This is a genomic window from Fervidibacillus halotolerans (assembly GCF_026547205.1).
Classification (GTDB): domain Bacteria; phylum Bacillota; class Bacilli; order Bacillales; family Caldibacillaceae; genus Fervidibacillus; species Fervidibacillus halotolerans.
Genome location: NZ_CP106877.1, coordinates 2,820,945 through 2,839,707, shown reverse-complemented (window position 1 = coordinate 2,839,707; position 18,763 = coordinate 2,820,945). Strand labels below are relative to the sequence as shown.

Sequence of the window (18,763 nt, the reverse complement as noted above, 5' to 3'; positions counted from 1 at the left end):
GTTGAAAACTCATTCGGTTCGTAATATCTTTTAAGTATGCACCACTTAATAAAAAGAACCTAAACAGTACAATGAAGGGATGGAAAGATGAATGCAAATCAAAAGCATGTTAAGGCTAAACATGGTCATCATTATTTCATTACTAATCATCACTGGGGGAAGTCTTTATAATTTATATGTGGCTGCGCAAACTCAGAACAGTGCATTTCAAGAGGAAACCGAGTTGATTGAACTTTCCAATGAAATCCTTAACGATACTTATTATTTAGTTGACCAAATCCGTACTTATTCTCAGTTTGGAGAAAAACCCTTTTTAAATTCTTATCGGGAAAAAAAGGAAGATCAAAATATTTTGGAAACGATTGACAATCGTTTAAAACAGCTAGAGGCTCCGAAAGAATTATTCAATCACTTAAAAACGATCGAAATTAATATGGCGAATATGGAGAAACTGGAAAATTCAATGATTGAAGCTGTTGAAGAAAATGACTTAAAAACTGCACGTCATATTATTTTCGGTAGTGAATATTCCCTTGAGAAATCCGTGTTACAAGATCATATTAAAGTTTTTCAGGATGATTTAAAAAAATGGATATCTTCTATGGTAGATCAAAGCCAACACCGATTTATGATCGGGATGTTCATAACCATTTCTTCTATTGTTCTTTTAATCTTCATTACAAGCCTTCTTCTCTTTAACTTGCGAAAGAAATTGCATCCATTGAATTCGATGACAAAAGCTGCAAATGCGATTGCTGAAGGGGACTTGAATGTTGAAATTGCTATTCCGAAATCAAAGGATGAAATCGCTATCCTTTCCCAAACATTACAAAATATGGTTGGAAATTTAAAATATATGATTCAACAAATTACAAATTCTGCCCATCAGGTGGCCGCATCCTCCGAACAGTTACTAGCCAGTTCAGAACAATCGGCTGAAGCTGCCAAACAAGTAGCGAAAAGTGTCGAACAAGTCTCTTCCAATGCTGAATCGCAAACCGACCAAATCGAAACGAACTTAAAGCTGTTCAACAATATTCAGCAGACAGTCGAAAATATTTCTAAACAAATGGATACGATTAATCACCTTTCCCAAAATACGCGAGAATATGCCCATGAAGGGGAAACATCCGTAAACGAAACGGTCAATCAAATGACATCCATTCACGATTCTGTCCAGAATACAAGTAAAAAAATTAACGACTTGATGGCTCAATCGGAAGAAATCGATAAAATAACTGTTGCCATTAGTGATTTTGCTGAACAAACGAATTTGTTGGCTTTAAATGCTGCCATTGAAGCTGCAAGGGCTGGTGAACACGGCCAAGGTTTTGCAGTCGTTGCTGAAGAAGTTCGGAAATTAGCTGAACAATCTCAAGAATCGGCAAAGCAAATTGGTGCATTGATTGCAGCTATTCAAGCAAATACATTAGAATCAGTCGAATTAATGGAAAAAGTTTCAGAAAATGTGGATGAAGGATTAAAAGTTACAAGTGGGACGAAAGAAAAATTTACGTTAATTACGGAAGAACTTGGACGCCTAACACCGCTAATTGAACAAATTGCAACAGGTGCAAAAGAAATTGTCCAACAAATTAACCGTGCAACGAAAGTAGAATCGGATTTAGTGCTCGTCGCTCAAAACAATGCCGCAACAGCAGAGGAGGTATCCGCCTCTTCAGAAGAGCAGTTGGCAACGATGGAGGAGATTTCTTCTTCAGCTGAATCTTTATCGAAAATGGCAGAAGAAATGCAGGGGCTCATTTCAAAATTTAAATTATAAACAATTTCCATCTTTAGAAAATATTTTCATTTTTTCGCATTGCGCTGATTTTCTTTCATATTACTTATTACTATTTTACACTTCTACTCGTAGCAATTTCCTTGATAAAATGTGGACATCTAACCTTTTTACGTTCAAGAGGTTCAATGATAAAAGGTAGCAGAAGAATCTGTACTTTCATTTACACTCAAATCCAAAGAAAAATCGTCATAAAAAACTGCTCCTAAGCAACGGATCTTAAGTCAAGCTTAGGAGCAGTGCTATTGGAAATTACCTATTTTTGTCAAAGATAGGGCTATTTCGATCGCAACTTGCTACATATGAAAAAAGATCGTCTTTTTGTTCCTCAAGCGCAAAATGCTTCTTCATTTAGTTGTTAATTTTTCCATATTTATAATGTGCTGATAGCCTTCTAGCTAATCACTCCTCTACAAGAAAAAAGCCGTATGCCTACTTTAGCATGCTATCAAAGTCATCTAACGTTTCCCTCATTTTATCTAAATGTATCTTCCAGATCTGTCTTTCTCTCTCTTCTAATGCCAAACCGTTCCAAGTCATCTCTTGATTTAAGCTATCCAGTACGAATGAAACAAACACGAAAAAATCTTGGGGTTTGATTCCTAGATTAATCAAACAGGCCTTTAAAAAATTGCCCAATTTGTATGAAAAAACTTTTTATACCATTCCACAATTTTTGGAAAAATCCCTCGTCAATTCCCGCATCCTTTAGTTTTTGCTGGATATCCTTTACCAAATTATCCAATTGATTTTTTATTTGATCATAATCGATATCCAACTGGCGAATTTTATCAAATAGATCAACGAGCATTTGTTTGTGCTCTTCACTTAATTCCATATTGTATTTTTTTAATTGGTCTTCTACAATTTTTTCTACTTCTTCCTTCGTAACCGGATTTTTCTCAATAATTTCCTTCTTTATTTCTGATAATAATCGGCTCACCTCATCCTTGTTAATTCCCGCTTCTTCGGCAAGCTTAGTAGCGAGATCAAGCTCTTCGTTTGCCACCTGTAATCGCTCTGTGTTCAACTTTTCTCCACTAACTTCATAGGCTTTAAATATGCCGGTTAATGCGGAATGCCCGGTAACTTTAACAGGTGAAGCTACAATTATTTGTGCATCTTCAACTCCTGCAGTAATTAGGGCATTGGCGTACATTTCGTTCGTCACTTCCGTAATGTTTTCAGGTGTATTTTGAATTACTTGAATGCCTTTACCTGCTTCCAATCGTTTAATCTTTGCTGAAGAAAACATTCGTGAATTTGGATCACCATTGATATATTTTTTAATATCTTCACCTGTTACAGTAATTTCCTTTATATCCGTTTCTTCATCCACTCGTAAAAGTTTTTCGGTTTCTTGTTTTTGTGCATCCGTCAATGAACCACCATATACAACAATGGTCGGTCCATTTTTTTCATCTACTCCTTGATTGGAAAGATCCTTTGCTTTCACACCTTGTCCAATCATTAAAAAAACAAACATTAGAAAAAGAGTGGTACGAAAAAATCGATTAATCATATGAATTACCCCTTTTCATTTTTCTTCTTTTATATATATTGTTTGTATATTTCAAGTAGAATCTCAAGTTTTTTAAAAGAACAGACGTTTCATTTATCGAACATATAAAAATCCCTTGTATAAGAATTACCTTTTAAAATAATACTTTTGGGTCTTGTTTTTTTTGAAAATTCCCATATGATGAAAATATCCCCATTTTGTTTTGAAACTATTTCTTTCTTTAAACGTACCAATATAACGAATACGTAACGGAGCGGATTTTAAATTGGGAAAACGGGTTGGGAGAATGAGTCATGAAGAAAAAGGGAAAAACCATCTATATTTTACTTACCGATACAGGTACCTTTTTAAACCGTGTGATCAAATGGTTTACTCAAGCACCGTACAATCATGCTTCCATCGCCTTTGACGAGCAGTTAGAAGAAATATATAGTTTTGGACGTAAGCAACCACGTAATCCATTAATTGCAGGATTTGTAAAAGAAGATGTCTATAGTGGAACCTATCGATATTTTCAAAACACGAGATGCCTAATTTTAAAGATTGAAGTATCTGAAATGGAATATGAACGGATTCGTCAGATTATCGATTATTTTAAACAAAATAAAGATCAGTTTTCCTATAATTTAATCGGGTTATTGGGTGTTTTGTTCCATTATCCAATCAGCAAAAAAAATTCCTATTTTTGCTCTCAATTTGTTGCGGAGGTGTTTAAACGAAGTCGAATCCATTTATGGGAAAGGCCCACTGGTTTAATCACGCCAAATGATTTTCTTCTTCATCATGCCTTTGAAATCATGTATGAAGGAAGATTGTATGATTATCCACATTTGAATCGAAAGCGACTTCATGAAGCGGAAGAAGACAACCCAATTATAATGTACGCTGCAAATTTATTAAAAAAGTTATTACTTTTAAATGAATGACATTTGAACGATGAATATATGAAACTATTATTCGAATTTCTTTTATTACATTCATTTCTGAATAAAAGGTTCATTTATGATCAACAATTTCATCTAAAAAAACACTTAGGTAGCTAAAGCCCCTAAGTGTTTTTTACACAAGATTTTTTTGAAACATGGACCATTTACACATTTCTTTATTTTCTGTGCATTTTAAATTCAAGATACAAGTCATTATAATATGCAAGCATTTTTTTGCCGAGATTTTCGTATACTTCCAGCCGTTCCGTCAATTCCGGCGATGGATAAAATCGTTCATCGGAAATGGTTTCCTCTGGTAATAGTTTCATCGCTTCTCTGTTTGGCGTGGAATAGCCGACATAATCTGTATTTTGTGCAGCCACTTCCGCATCGAGCATAAAATTAATAAACTTATGGGCTCCCTCCACATTTTTCGCCGTTTTCGGAATGACCATATTGTCAAACCAAAGATTAGACCCTTCTTCAGGGACAACATAATCCAAATTCTCGTTTTCCCACATCATATCTGCAGCATCTCCAGACCAAACGACGCCTACACTTGCTTCTTCATTGACCATCAGCATTTTTATTTCGTCGCCGACAATTGCCTTAATATTCGGTTGTAAGGCGACCAATTTTTCCTTCGCTTCTTGGAGTTTGTCATTATCCGTTTCATTTAAGGAATAATGTAAACTATTTAGCCCAAATCCAATAACTTCCCGAGCACCATCAACAAGTAAAATCTCATTTTTCAGTTCTTCATTCCAAAGATCGTTCCAACTATGAAATTCCATTCCATCTAATAATTTAGGGTTATAAACGATACCTACTGTCCCCCAAAAATATGGAACCGAATATTCATTGCCAGGATCAAAGGGCAAATCTAAAAACCGTTCGTCGATATTTTTTAAATTTGGAATTTTGGAGTGGTCTACCTTCAACAGTTGACCTTCCTCTTTCATTTTTTCAATGGCGTATTCAGAAGGAACTGCCACATCATAAAAGGTTCCACCTTGTTGGATTTTCGTCATCATCGCTTCATTGGAATCAAAGGTTTCATAAATGACTTTCATGCCGGTTTCTTCTTCAAAACGATCCAATAATTCCGGATCGATATAATCACCCCAATTATATACGGTGATCGTGTTTCCCCCACTATATCCTTCCGATTTATTTAAATAATTGACTAACAAAATAAGTAGGAAGGAAATAACGAAAATAGCGAGAAAAGCATTAACCAATTTTCTCATTTTCTCGCCCCCAATCCAACGGCACGACCATTACGTTTCGTAACGATAAAATAATAGCCGATCACAAGGATAATGGTAAACAGGAATAACAAGGTTGATAGGGCGTTAATGTTTAAAGAAATACCCCGTCTCGCCAAGGAATAGATTTCCACCGAAAGGGTTGAAAAACCATTCCCAGTAACAAAAAAGGTTACTGCAAAATCATCCAATGAATAAGTTAAAGCCATGAAAAAGCCGGCGAAAATCCCTGGAGTAATATATGGTAAGATTACTTTCGTTAATATTTCCCGTCTTCCTGCACCTAAATCTTGGGCAGCATCGATCAAGGATGAACTCATTTCTTGCAATTTCGGTAAGACCATTATGACTACAATCGGTACGGAAAATGCAATATGGGACAGCAATACGGAAGTAAAACCGAGTTTGATCCCAACCACCGTAAACATAATTAAAAACGAAGCACCGATAATTACATCCGGACTTACAATCAATACATTATTAAATGATAGTAATAAACTTTTTTGATAGTTTTTCCGAACATACCAAATAGCAATCGCACCAAACACTCCTAAAATAGTGGAAATAACCGAAGACAACAGAGCGATGATTACTGTATTCAGGACGATAATTAGTAATCGTGTATCGTGAAATAGTTCCCTATACCAGTCCAATGTAAATTGTTCAAAATGATACATCTTACCACCGCTGTTAAAGGAAAAAAACATTAAATAAAAAATCGGGGCGTACAATATGACAAATACGATAAACAAATAAATTGTCGATAGTTTCATCTTTTTCATCTACAGCACCCCCCGTTTTCGATTTCCGGTGAGAAACATAATGAGTACCATAATAATGATGAGGAATACAGCAATTGTGGCACCCATACCCCAGTTTTGCGTCACGAGGAAATGTTGTTCCACTGCCGTCCCTAATGTAATAACCCGATTTCCTGCGATTAAGCGGGTTAACATAAATAAACTTAATGCCGGGATAAACACAACTTGACAACCAGATTTCACACCGTCGATCGTCAATGGAAAGACGACTCGGCGAAATGTCATCCAAGCAGAACTACCTAAATCACGGGAAGCATCGATCAGTGACGGATTTAATTTATCAATCGCATTAAAGATCGGTAAAATCATAAATGGGATAAAAATATAGACGGATACAAAAATAAAACTAAAATCGGTAAATAAAATTTGCTTTTTCCCAATACCGAACACTTCTAACATCGCATTAGCAAAGCCATACGTTCCAAAGATTCCAAGAAAAGCATAGGCTTTTAGGAGCAAATTAATCCACGATGGTAAAATAATCAACAATAACCAAAGCTGTTTGTACTTCGTCTTCGTTAATAGATAGGCGGTCGGATATGCAATTAACAGGGAAAAAGCAGTGATTAAAAAGGCGTACCAAAAGGAATTGAGCGTCATTTTCAAATAAACGGGAGTAAAAAACGTTTGATAATTAGACAAAGTAAAATTTCCATCTAAATCTAAAAATGAATAATAAACAACTAATAGAATCGGCGAAATAACGAAAATAATAATCCATAACATATAGGGAATCAAAAAGATATTTCGACCTCTAACCTTCATTGGCAACACCTTGTTCATGATAAGCTTCCAATCTTGCATCGAATTCTTCTTCAGTTTCACCGATTCTCATCACATGAATTGCTTCTGGCTCAAAGTACAAACCAATATCATCCCCGACATTCACTTTCTTCGTCGTGTGGATAATCCACTCCGTTCCTTGCTGATCATAACAACAAATTTCGTAATGAACACCTCGAAATAACTGGGAGTCCACCTTCACTTGAATTTTACCCTTTTCTGGAGGAGTAATTTCTAAATCCTCTGGACGGATAACAATTTCTACCGTTTCATTCGGATTGAAGCCACCATCCACACAAGTAAATTGTTTTCCGGCAAATTCAACCAAATAATCTTGAATCATTCTTCCCTTCAATATATTGGATTCTCCAATAAAATTAGCTACAAAACGATTTATTGGTTCGTCGTAAATATCCGTCGGAGTCCCCCTTTGTTGAATAACACCATTATTTAAAACGAAAATTTCATCGCTCATTGCCAAGGCTTCTTCTTGATCATGGGTAACAAAAACAAAAGTAATACCGAGTCGCTGTTGCAGTTCTCGAAGTTCATATTGCATTTCTGTTCGCAATTTTAAATCCAATGCAGACAGCGGCTCATCGAGTAAAAGCACTTCTGGTTCATTTACGATTGCCCGAGCTATCGCTACCCGTTGACGCTGGCCCCCAGACATTTCTTTAATTTCCCGGTTTTCATATCCTTCCAAATTAACAAAACGGAGTGCCTCTCGAACCTTTTGTTTAATCTCTTCCTTTTTCAGTTTTTTAATCCTCAGCCCGAATGCGACATTTTCAAAGACGTTCAAATGGGGAAAAAGAGCGTAATCTTGAAAAACGGTATTGACTTGCCTTTTATTGGCGGGTACGTCATTTACCAGTTTCCCATCAATGTATATTTTCCCACTTGTCGGCTCAATTAGTCCGGCGATTAACCGTAATATCGTCGTTTTTCCACATCCAGAAGGGCCAAGTAACGTATAAAATCTCCCCCGCTCCATTTCAAAACTAACATCATTCAATACCGGTGGATCTTCATCGTACTGTTTCGTTACCTTTTCAAAGCGTATAATCGCCTGATTGCTCATCGGTTCTATTCCCCCTTTGAATAAGTCTTTTTTATAAGTAGGACTCAGTCGCTACTAACAATAATTCTGAAACACCATCATAATCGTTTATAATTTGATGTTCATCAGAAGCATGGAAATAAATCGATTCCCCTTCTTTTGCAACATATGTTTTTCTTCCAAGGCGAACCATCACCCTTCCCTTTGACACATAAGCGAAGGTTTCCGATAAGGAAGGTTCAAACTTTTTAAATTTTCCACCTTTTTGTAAAGTAAGAATGATCGGCTCCATATCATTTTCATTCGATTCGGGTACGAGCCATTGAATTTTATACCCCATCTCCTCATCGATATACTCTGTTTGATCCTCTTGACCATATATGACTTTTTGTTCACTTTCCTTCTCATCAAAAAATTCCTGTGGCGTACAGCCGAGAACTTCCAAAATGGAAAAAAACGTTTCGATGGAAGGGGAACTTAGATCCCGTTCAATTTGGGAAATATAGCCTTTACTCAAATCCGTTCGTTCCCCGAGCTCTTCCTGAGTTAGCCCCTTTTTTAAACGTAAATTTTTAATTTTTTTTCCGATTCGCATAAAATCGATACCCCATTTTCGTTTACTAATAATAAACTTTCAATAAAAGAAGTTTAGTAATTATAAACTTCAAGTTTACTTTTACGTTAATACAATTTTTAATTATACTTTTTTTCACGAAGAATGCAAGATGTTTTTTCATACTTTTTGATAAAAAATTCATCTTTTCATCTTTCCTATGTATTACGAGCTTTGAACCTTCCCTTTACACAAATATTTTCTTATTCTGCTCATTCGTTTGTCTGATCCTTGTTTCTTTTTACATAAAAAAAGCCCCATTAACGGAGCTATTCATCGATTCGGACCAATAACATCTTTACTAGAAAGTAGGAATAATCTTAAATAGGATGTTAAATTTTAAATTTGGAAATGACTTCTTTTAATTTTTTCGCCTCTTCTTCCAACTCAACTGCACTGTTTCGAATTTGATCCATCGCACGAGCCGATTGATGGACGGTCGCTGTCGTTTCTTCTACCCCAGCAGCGGATTGTTGTGAAACGGAAGCAATCGTTTCAATCGAACCGCTAATCGGTTGCGACTGATCAATGACATCATATAATGTTTGTCCCATTTTCTCGATATGGTTTCCAACTTGTTCAATAATTTGATGCATTTCATCAAAAGTGTTTCCAGTTGTATGAATTTGTTCGGTACCGACTTCAACCAATTGATATCCTTCCTCTAATGAATTCAATACTTTATTCGACTCTTCTTTCACATCATTTAAAATCTGATTAATATTCATTGCAGAATGATTCACTTGCTCAGCGAGTTTTCGTACTTCCTCTGCTACGACGGTAAATCCCCTTCCATGTTCACCAGCTCTTGCCGCCTCAATGGAAGCGTTAAGGGCAAGTAAATTCGTTTGATCGGCAATTTCTTTTATGACAACGATTAATTGATTTATATTTTGAATCTTTTCGTCCAAGCCTTTAACCAGATCTAACGATTCGTTAATCTTTTCATTAATCTGTGTCATCTGTTTCGTTGTTTGATTCATATGTTCATTTCCTTCTTGTGTTATATGAACCATATTTTTCGATAACTTTTTCGTATCTTCCGACTGAAAGACAACATTTGAAATCATTTGTAGGAAATTACCCATTTGCTCATATACATTACTTGCCGATGATGCTTGTTCCTCAGAACCCTTTGCCAACTGTTCCATCGTCGAGGCGATTTGTCTACTTCCTTGTTGGATTTCCTCCGTATGTCCGGACAATTTCTCGCTCCTTTCCAAAAGTCCATTGGAAACGTCAGAAATATGCGTGATCATTTCATTCAATCGGCTTTTCATTTGATTGATTGACTGGCCTAATTTACCAATTTCCGTATTGGAAGTGTCGTCCAAATCCCGAACGAGAAGATCCCCTTCAGATATTTTTTCTGCAACGGAGATCACCTCGTTCAAATCGTTTCGAACGATTCGTGCTATAAAGCGGAGAATAAGCATTCCAATAATCGTTGCTAATACGGTTGATCCAATTAATACAGTAATACTTCTTTCTAAAGCCTCTTTCGTATTCTCTGTAGCTATCTTATTGCTTTCATTCGTCATCTCTTTTAATCCGTTCAATAATTCTACTGTTTGCAATCGACTGTCCCTTGCTTCTTGCCTTGCCTGTAATGCGGTTTCCTCATCTCCCTTTTGAATTGAAGGATAAATGATATCGTAAAAGATTTGGTGATGGGTATGATATTCTTCCAAAACCAAATCCAATTGGTTTTTCTGTTCTTCGTCTACTAAAAGCGGTTTCAATTGTTCAACTAACCCATCAAATTGTTCGCTTAAATCGCCTATTTCTCCATAAAATGCGACCCATTTTGTAATCACGAAATCCGCAACTCGTATATCCTTCGTATTAAATACATCGGTCATCTCGGAAACGAGTTTGTTGATTTCTTCTTGTTTTTCAATGGTTTGAACATTCTCTCGGATCTTTAAAAACTCCTGTCCAACGAAAAAAAAGGCAACGATAAACATAATAATTGTGCCGATTAATGCGAACCGAAATTTCCCACTAATTTTCAACCGTCGAAAAAATTTATACATTTTCAAACCCCCAAATTCATATTCTCCTCTTAACCGATATGTATACATAGTTGAACAATCCAACCATTTCTGAACACAAAACTTGAGAAAACATTCTCTTTCTCATTCGTCCTTTACCCAATGTATCGGCAACTTTTTTATTTAGTAAAAGTTCAATGGAAATAACCGTTTTTCGGGCAAAAAGAAATGGATTGTTTTATGAAATTATAATATTTTTTTACAAGGGATTGCATTGAAACGAGATTTATCAATTATTTTAGCGAGGATAATAAAGGAATTTTTTCTTGTTCCTTTTTATTATATGTGTTCAATTTTGTTCATTCAATGGTCGGCTCTCGATAAAGCAATTAGATTACTTAAAAATTCAAAAAACCGGCAAATGTAAGTTGCCGGTTTTTTAACGAAAGGAATCATTGGGAAGATTTCGTTGGGAGTTGGATGGTAAACACCGTCCCCCTCCCCTTTTCACTCGACACATGAATTTGGCCACCGTGAAGGAGAACTAATTTTTTCACGATGGAAAGACCGAGACCAAATTCACCAAAGGGATTATTTTTCCGCGATACATCTGCTTTATAAAAACGATGCCAAATATTTTCGATATCATTCGGATCAATTCCAACACCCGTATCTTCGATTTCGATTATCGTTTGATTGTCCGTTTGTCGCCCGCGTAAAATGATTTTCCCATTTTCAGTAAATTGAATGCTATTTTTTGAAATATTTAATAAAATTTGAATCAACCGGTCATAATCGGCATAGACGATCGGGTTCCCTTCTATTTCGATACTCAGTTTATTTTTTTTCTCTTTAGCTTGTAAAAATAACTGCTCCTTAATAATTTCAAATACTTCGTTCAGTGGAATTTCTTCCATTGTCAATTTCACTTGATTCGAACGAATTTTTTCATAATCTAGATTTTCCTTCACAAGTCGTATCAATCGTTTCGTTTCTTTACTTACAAGTTCCATTCCCCGTTCTTTTTCCTTTTCTGGGATCATTCCATTCCGCAATCCCTCAACCACACCACTGATCGTCGTAAGGGGGGTTTTTAATTCATGGGATACATCGGCAATAAACTGTCTCCGACGATTTTCCAAACTTTCGATTTCTTCTTGTGATTCCTTTAATCGATTAACCATTTTATTAAAATCGCTAGCCAATTCCCCGATTTCATCATAATTACTGACTGGAACATGAATATCGTAATTTCCTGAGGTGACTGCAGAAGTAGCATTTTGCAATTGTTTAATACGGCGAACATGAATTTTTGAAAGTATCCAACTTAAAAACAGAGCAATAATGGAAACAATGACTGTCGTATAAATTAAATATTGATTAAATTGGCTAATCATGTCCCTTGCTCCGCTTACCGGCGATGCCATTAACAATCCCCCGAGAAAAATCCCATCCTTTTGATTAGGTAAGATAACGATCGTAGCTGCTTGATCGAACCGCTTTAAATCGATATGAACGACTACTTTTTCTCCATTGATTAGACGTTCCCATTCTTCATCGGAAAATTGAATCTGAATGTGTCGATTGGATAAGGGGTATAATACTTTACCTTCCGCATCAAATAAATGAAAAAAAATATTTCGTGATTTTAGTACTTGTTCGTACCGATTTAATGTTTTGGTATCGACAATATCGATAAACAAGGAGTAATCAAGTTCAGAAAGCAAGCTGTCCCCATATTGGATTAGTTCTTCCTCTTTATTTTGGAAAACGAGAGATACCATATATTGGGAAACTACGATCGTTAACATCGTAAAGCTTAGTAAAATAATACCGATGTGACTTAACATTTGTTGATATAAATATTTGAATTTCATTTAATCCACCGTCTCATCGAATTTGTAACCAACGCCCCATACCGTTTGGAAAAAAGGCTGAACATCTGATCCAAGTTTCTTTCGTAACCGTTTAATATGAACGTCTACCGTCCGTTCGTCGCCATAAAATTCATATCCCCAGACTTGATCTAACAATTGTTCCCGAGAAAAAACTTGTTTCGGATGTTGGAGGAAAAAATATAAAAGATCGAATTCTTTCGGTGTCAAATTCGAAATTCGTTCCCCGTTAACGTACACTTCTCGGGTTTGTTTACTAATTTTAAAATGTTTCGTATGGATGGTTTCATTTTCGTTTTTTACCCCGTCAATATTTTTTGCTCGCCTCATCACCGCTTTGATTCGAGCCATCAAAGTTAACGGGCTAAAGGGTTTCGTAACGTAATCATCAGCACCCATTTCCAAACCTAAAACTTGATCTGATTCTTGGTCTTTTGCTGTGAGCATTATAATCGGTACATTTTCCCCTGACTCACGAATCTTTCGGCATATCGTTATACCGTCCATACCCGGCAACATCCAATCCAAGATTAATAAATCCCAGCTTTCTTCTTTATATCGTTCATATCCTTTCAAACCATCGTGAACAAATTCGCCTTCAATTCCCTCTTTATTAAAGAACATTTCAATCATGGAGCAAACACTTTCATTATCTTCTATTACTAGTACTTTCACGGTCACATCTCCCCGTTATACGAAAATATTAACAGCATTCAGAATTTCTGGTCCTTTTACTAAAAATCATTTCCTTATCTCAATACAAAGGTAAATCGAATGTAAGGAATATTCAACCCCCTTTCCCTCCATAAAAAAGATTTAATAGACAGGTCATCCTTTGGTCATAGTTTTTTCATAATCTTTCATTACATTAATTATGTAAGATCTTCTCCTCCTCTTTTTCACATAAATTTAGAGCTATCCATTTTGCGATAGCTCTAGTGATTTTTTTCATCATTCGTATTTTCTCTCGTATCGATTGAAATGGAATCCTTCAAGTCCTCACGATTTACATTAATCTTACCTTCGCCCTCAATTGTGCCTGTTATTTGAAAAACGATTTGAAAAACACCCTTTTCATTGACTTTCTTTCCATTCCGCCCAATAAAATCCCACGATTCGTTAAATACCAACCTTTCATTCGGTTGTAATGGGATGGTTTCCAAGGCCATCGTAAACATCTTTCCTTCAGACCATTGGTACAACAGATTATTTTGATCATTGTAAATCCAAAAATCGTATTTTTGTCCAGAGGAAAAAGATAATACTATCGTTTGATCTGACACATTTTCTAACGTGAAATCAATCAACATTTTTCCATCTTCTACGCGAACGGACAAGTTGGGTATAAGTCGCTCACTTTCTCCATCTTCCCCTTGGTTTACACCTTTCCTTTGAAACTTTAACTCATCGACTCTTCTTTTTAACAAATGTTTATCCATATCATCTTCATTCCCTTCCATGATTTCGCCTTTTTTTAAAGCGAAAGCTCCAACCAAGTCTGGTATGAAGTTCTTACTTCCAATGAACATGAGGATAGCGATAAGGGACATTAGTACAAACGCTTTTTCTTTTTTACCATTTTTTCTCACCCACATCCACCTCTACAATTAGACGGAAATAAAGTCGAGTAGTTTCAATGAAAATTGCCCAATTTAACGAATTTTTTGTATTTAAAGTTTTCCCCTAATTAAAAACCTAGCTTCAATGAATAAATTGAAAAGTTTATAAAATTACTTTTATCAATTTTATTTCATCAAAATAAAATTAGTCACTACGTATATTTGTGAAATGACATATGTGTGGTATGTATTTTTAGTAATAACATATTTATACATATTTGGAGATTTACATCGTTTTATAAGTTTTTCAGGGAGCAAGCCTAATCTTGCTCCCTGAAGAGAAATCCTACCATCGATGGGCTTTTGCATTGCTTCTTAAAATGAAATCACTTTGCGTCATATTTGTATGACCATTGATTTGCGATTTTCCTTTCTTTGGACGCATCCAAGTTTGTTTAAACATTTTCGCCGTTGGATCCGCTTGTGGAAACATAAACAATAGGGTCACCTCTGGCAGGATTTTTATTGATATTCTTATCGAATATCGTTTTTAGTATGTACGATTATGAAGAGTATATTCAAACTTTATGTAGCTATTTTTCCATACGATTTATTTAAGCGTAAATTTTTTAAAAAATTGAAATGAGTCGATTCATTTTCTTTGAAAAGTAATTTATATTATCGTAAAATAGCACTGTACTTTTAATATATTCACCATTAGTTTGATGTTAATCTTTTTTAAAGGGCTTACAATTTTAATGTTTAACCAAATTGTAACAATGTTTTAAGCACAATTATTGGTTCATCGTTTACACTATGTACATGGTGTAAAATTTGTTTTATGCGGGTTCCACGGGGTGACAAAATTTTACAAGAATAATTTTTGTCTAAATTGTGAACAGATTTTATTATTTTGTCTTTTTTATGAATGAAATTTGTCTTTTTTGTGACGCCCGCTTCGTCACAAATCTTAACTTAACCTTACTTTTATCTTTAATTCGTACACAAAGGAGGAAAAAACAAGATGAGAAAACGTCTTTTCGGTTCCACAATCGCCTTATTTCTTTTGCTTTTGTTAAGCGGTTGTGAAACAAATTTGGTTGTTTTCCAACCACAAGGACCACAAGCTCAAAAAATTACCGATTTGATTAATTGGTCTTTAATTTGGATTGGATTGATCGTATTCGTTGTTATCGCCATGTTTGTTTACTTCGTTTGGAAATACCGGGCTGGTGCAAATTCTGAATATGATCCGGAAGAACATGGTAATAAATGGGTGGAAATTACTTGGACTACTATCCCTATTATTATCGTTATCCTTTTAATCATTCCAACGGTACGCACTTTATACGATCTTGAAGAGATTCCTGAAGGTTACGAGGATCAAGATCCGCTTATTATCCATGTTACTTCGGCAGACTGGAAATGGATTTTTAGTTATCCTGAACAAAATATTGAAACCATTAACTATGTCAACATCCCCGTAAAACGACCGGTTGTATTTAAACTTACATCCGCAGGAACAATGCAGTCCTTTTGGATTCCTTCCTTATCCGGTCAAAAATATACGATGGCCAAAATGGAAGTGGAACTCCCAATTGTAGCTGAACATGAAGGTTCCTATTTTGGTAGAAATACGAATTTCAACGGAGAAGGATTTAGGGATATGGAATTTGAAGTATTAGTTCAATCCCCGGTAGATTTTGATGAATGGGTGCAAGAAGTACAGGAAAAGGCTCCGAAACTGACGGAGGAAGAATATACTGAAATCCTGAAACCGTCTCATTTAGGCCGTTTAACCTTTTCTAACACCCATTTAGAATGGATCAATCATGCGGACCATCATGCAAAAGAATATTTGTATCCAGATTTATACCATGAACACGGATATCCTGGAAAGATTTTCTATAAACAAAACAATACGGACAATGCTGTAGATGAAACTGGAGGTGACCATAATCATGGACATTAAATGGGATAAAATTTTGGTTGGTGGAGACCCCTTATTAGTTGCTTCTCAAATTGCCATCGTCCTTACAACGGTCGGAATTATCGCGGCATTAACATACTTTAAAAAATGGAAATGGCTTTGGGATGAATGGTTAACGACGGTCGATCATAAAAAAATTGGTATTATGTATATCCTTTCCGGCGTCTTAATGTTCTTCCGAGGCGGAGTTGATGGGTTAATGATGAAAGCCCAAACGGCCGTTCCGGAAAACACGTTTTTAGATGCACAACATTATAACGAAGTATTTACAACCCATGGGGTTATCATGATTATTTTTATGGCTATGCCAATGTTAATGGGAATTATTAACATTGCCATGCCACTACAAATTGGTGCGCGGGATGTCGCCTATCCACAATTAAACGCTTTAAGCTTTTGGCTTTTTTTCAGCGGAGCAATGTTATTCAACCTTTCCTTTGTCGTCGGTGGTTCACCTGATGCAGGTTGGACATCCTATTTTCCGCTGGCAGGGAAAGAATTTAGTCCAGGGATTGGAAACAATTACTACATGATTGCAATCCAGATTGCCGGAATCGGTACGTTAGCTTCAGGAATAAACTTTGTCGTTACGATTTTAAAAATGCGTACGAAAGGCATGTCATTAATGAAAATGCCGATGTTTACTTGGACGGCTCTTATTACTTCGTTGATTATTATTATCGCATTCCCAATTTTTACAATAGCTTTACTAATAGGTATGATGGACCGACTTTACGGTACACATTTCTTTACAGTTGAAGCAGGCGGTCTTGACATGCTTTGGGCAAACCTATTCTGGTTATGGGGGCATCCGGAAGTATACATTGTTATTTTACCAGCTTTCGGAATTTTCTCTGACGTAATCGCAACTTTTGCAAAAAAGCGTCTATACGGTTATTTTTCGATGGTTTTGGCCATTGTTATTATCTCTGTTTTAAGTATGCTCGTATGGGTGCACCACTTCTATACGATGGGCGTTGGACCTACAGTCAACTCAGTTTTCTCAATTACTACGATGTTGATTGCGATCCCAACTGGAATTAAGATGTTTAACTGGCTCTTTACAATGAGAAAAGGGAAAATCGAATTTACGACACCGATGCTTTGGTCTCTTGCTTTTATCCCGACTTTCCTAATCGGTGGAGTAACAGGGGTTATGCTAGCAATGGCGGCAGCAGACTTCCAATATCACAACACGTTGTTTTTAGTTGCCCATTTCCATTACACATTAATTCCTGGAACCGTATATGCTGTATTCGCAGGTCTATATTATTGGTGGCCGAAAATGTTCGGTTACAAATTAAGTGAAAAAATTGGAAAGTGGCATTTCTGGTTGTTTAATATCGGTTTTAACGTCACATTTTTCCCAATGTTCTTCCTTGGATTAAATGGTGCTGTCAGAAGAGCTTATACGTATTCGGCAGAATCCGGATTTTCGACATTATTCTTAATATCTGCCATCGGTTCAATCTTTTTAGCAGCAGGTTTCGCTGCATTAGTATATAACATTTACTGGAGCTTCCGACATGCGGAACGAAATGTTGGAAACGATCCTTGGGGAAGCGGTCGTACGCTCGAATGGTCGATCGGTTCACCTGCACCACATTACAATTTTGCTACGTTACCAGAAGTTAAGTCGATTGACGCTTTTTGGTATATGAAAAAAGAAAAGAAAGGCTTGGAATTGCGTAAAAGCGATATAAAACCCATCCATATGCCGGCCAAATCATGGATACCTGTATATATGGGGGCAGCCTTCTTCGTATTCGGATTTGTGCTCGTCTTCGAATGGCATATCCTATCAGTTATTTTCGGTTTATCTGTTCTTGCTGGATTAGCCTTCCGATCCTTTGATTATGATTCAGGGTATTATGTACCTGTAGAAGAAATCATCGAAACTGAAAAATGGCGAGGTGAGATTAAATGAATATGAATACGAACTCGTCTTTACCGATGGAATATCAGTCAGAACAAAGTCGATTAAACATTCTCGGATTTTGGATATTTATCGGTGCAGAAATCATTTTATTTGCAACTTTGTTTGCCGTTTATGGAGTGTTGAAACCTCGTACTGCAGGAGGACCAACAGGAGCAGATATATTTGTCATTAAAGACGTCATCGTGCAAACATTGTTATTGTTAACGAGTAGTTTCACAGCAGGTCTAGTCATTTATGAAATGAGACGGAACCATTTAAAGGGACTAATCCTTTGGACAGTTATCACCCTTCTTTTAGGTGCAGGATTCCTTTATATGGAAATCAATGAATTTATCCACTATGTGGAAATGGGCGCAACAATGCAAACAAGCGCGTTTCTTTCTAGCCTATTCGTCTTACTTGGAACCCACGGTGCCCACGTTACATTAGGCATCGGCTGGGCCATCCTATTAATGATTCAATTGGCTAAACGAAAAATTACACCAGTAACCGCAGGGAAAGTGCATATTTGGGCGTTATACTGGCATTTCCTCGATGTCATTTGGATTTTCATTTTTACATTCGTTTATTTGGCGGGGGTGTTATAAAC

16 protein-coding genes are annotated in these 18,763 nt (G+C 36.2%); 5 read left to right on the top strand and 11 right to left on the bottom strand.

The window, feature by feature from the left end; translation table 11 throughout:
* Positions 1 to 91: 91 nt before the first annotated feature.
* Positions 92 to 1,783 carry a methyl-accepting chemotaxis protein gene (locus tag OE105_RS13420; protein WP_275420638.1) on the top strand — a complete coding sequence of 564 codons (1,692 nt, stop codon included), beginning with the start codon at positions 92 to 94 and terminating at the stop codon, positions 1,781 to 1,783.
* Positions 1,784 to 2,408: 625 nt separating this feature from the next.
* Here the strand turns inward: OE105_RS13420 and OE105_RS13415 are convergent.
* Entirely contained in the window at positions 2,409 to 3,323 is a 915-nt protein-coding gene (locus OE105_RS13415; RefSeq protein WP_275420637.1) for a DUF1002 domain-containing protein, read from the bottom strand.
* 293 nt (positions 3,324 to 3,616) lie between these two features.
* On the opposite strand from OE105_RS13415, the gene OE105_RS13410 reads away from it, so the two are divergent.
* A complete protein-coding gene (locus OE105_RS13410; protein WP_275420636.1) occupies positions 3,617 to 4,249 on the top strand; it encodes a hypothetical protein in 633 nt (210 codons plus the stop codon).
* A gap of 176 nt (positions 4,250 to 4,425) precedes the next feature.
* Here the strand turns inward: OE105_RS13410 and OE105_RS13405 are convergent, their stop codons facing one another.
* The 10 genes from OE105_RS13405 to OE105_RS13360 all read right to left on the bottom strand — a co-directional run bounded on the left by OE105_RS13405 (position 4,426) and on the right by OE105_RS13360 (position 14,708).
* A complete protein-coding gene (locus OE105_RS13405; protein WP_275420635.1) occupies positions 4,426 to 5,499 on the bottom strand; it encodes an ABC transporter substrate-binding protein in 1,074 nt (357 codons plus the stop codon).
* Positions 5,496 to 6,299 carry an ABC transporter permease gene (locus OE105_RS13400; RefSeq protein WP_275420634.1) on the bottom strand — a complete coding sequence of 268 codons (804 nt, stop codon included), beginning with the start codon at positions 6,297 to 6,299 and terminating at the stop codon, positions 5,496 to 5,498. Before OE105_RS13400 ends, OE105_RS13405 begins: the two co-directional genes overlap by 4 nt.
* A complete protein-coding gene (locus tag OE105_RS13395) occupies positions 6,300 to 7,121 on the bottom strand; it encodes an ABC transporter permease (RefSeq protein ID WP_420842545.1) in 822 nt (273 codons plus the stop codon).
* A complete protein-coding gene (locus OE105_RS13390) occupies positions 7,093 to 8,205 on the bottom strand; it encodes an ABC transporter ATP-binding protein (protein ID WP_275420633.1) in 1,113 nt (370 codons plus the stop codon). The genes OE105_RS13395 and OE105_RS13390 overlap by 29 nt, the downstream gene beginning before the upstream one ends.
* A 31-nt stretch (positions 8,206 to 8,236) precedes the next feature.
* Positions 8,237 to 8,779, bottom strand: coding sequence for a helix-turn-helix domain-containing protein (locus tag OE105_RS13385; RefSeq protein WP_275420632.1), 543 nt, complete (start codon positions 8,777 to 8,779; stop codon positions 8,237 to 8,239).
* Positions 8,780 to 9,129: 350 nt separating this feature from the next.
* Positions 9,130 to 10,833, bottom strand: coding sequence for a methyl-accepting chemotaxis protein (locus OE105_RS13380; protein WP_275420631.1), 1,704 nt, complete (start codon positions 10,831 to 10,833; stop codon positions 9,130 to 9,132).
* A 410-nt stretch (positions 10,834 to 11,243) separates the two neighbouring features.
* The gene (locus OE105_RS13375; RefSeq protein ID WP_275420630.1) at positions 11,244 to 12,668 is read right to left on the bottom strand and encodes a sensor histidine kinase; all 1,425 of its coding nucleotides are present in this window, start codon (positions 12,666 to 12,668) and stop codon (positions 11,244 to 11,246) included.
* Positions 12,669 to 13,361, bottom strand: coding sequence for a response regulator transcription factor (locus OE105_RS13370; RefSeq protein WP_275420629.1), 693 nt, complete (start codon positions 13,359 to 13,361; stop codon positions 12,669 to 12,671).
* 260 nt (positions 13,362 to 13,621) lie between these two features.
* On the bottom strand, positions 13,622 to 14,275 hold the full coding sequence (locus OE105_RS13365) for a BsuPI-related putative proteinase inhibitor (RefSeq protein WP_275420628.1): 654 nt from the start codon (positions 14,273 to 14,275) through the stop codon (positions 13,622 to 13,624).
* 316 nt (positions 14,276 to 14,591) lie between these two features.
* Positions 14,592 to 14,708: a YpzG family protein gene (locus OE105_RS13360; protein ID WP_275422204.1), complete on the bottom strand. Its 117-nt coding sequence runs from the start codon at positions 14,706 to 14,708 to the stop codon at positions 14,592 to 14,594.
* Between the two features lie 561 nt (positions 14,709 to 15,269).
* On the opposite strand from OE105_RS13360, the gene qoxA reads away from it, so the two are divergent.
* From qoxA to qoxC, 3 genes are read left to right on the top strand one after another with little or no spacing between them, the layout of a single operon-like run.
* Complete coding sequence (qoxA, locus tag OE105_RS13355) at positions 15,270 to 16,217, top strand: cytochrome aa3 quinol oxidase subunit II (RefSeq protein ID WP_275420627.1); 948 nt, start codon at positions 15,270 to 15,272, stop codon at positions 16,215 to 16,217.
* The gene (gene qoxB, locus OE105_RS13350; protein ID WP_275420626.1) at positions 16,207 to 18,162 is read left to right on the top strand and encodes a cytochrome aa3 quinol oxidase subunit I; all 1,956 of its coding nucleotides are present in this window, start codon (positions 16,207 to 16,209) and stop codon (positions 18,160 to 18,162) included. Before qoxA ends, qoxB begins: the two co-directional genes overlap by 11 nt.
* Complete coding sequence (gene qoxC, locus OE105_RS13345; RefSeq protein ID WP_275420625.1) at positions 18,159 to 18,761, top strand: cytochrome aa3 quinol oxidase subunit III; 603 nt, start codon at positions 18,159 to 18,161, stop codon at positions 18,759 to 18,761. Before qoxB ends, qoxC begins: the two co-directional genes overlap by 4 nt.
* Positions 18,762 to 18,763: the final 2 nt, after the last annotated feature.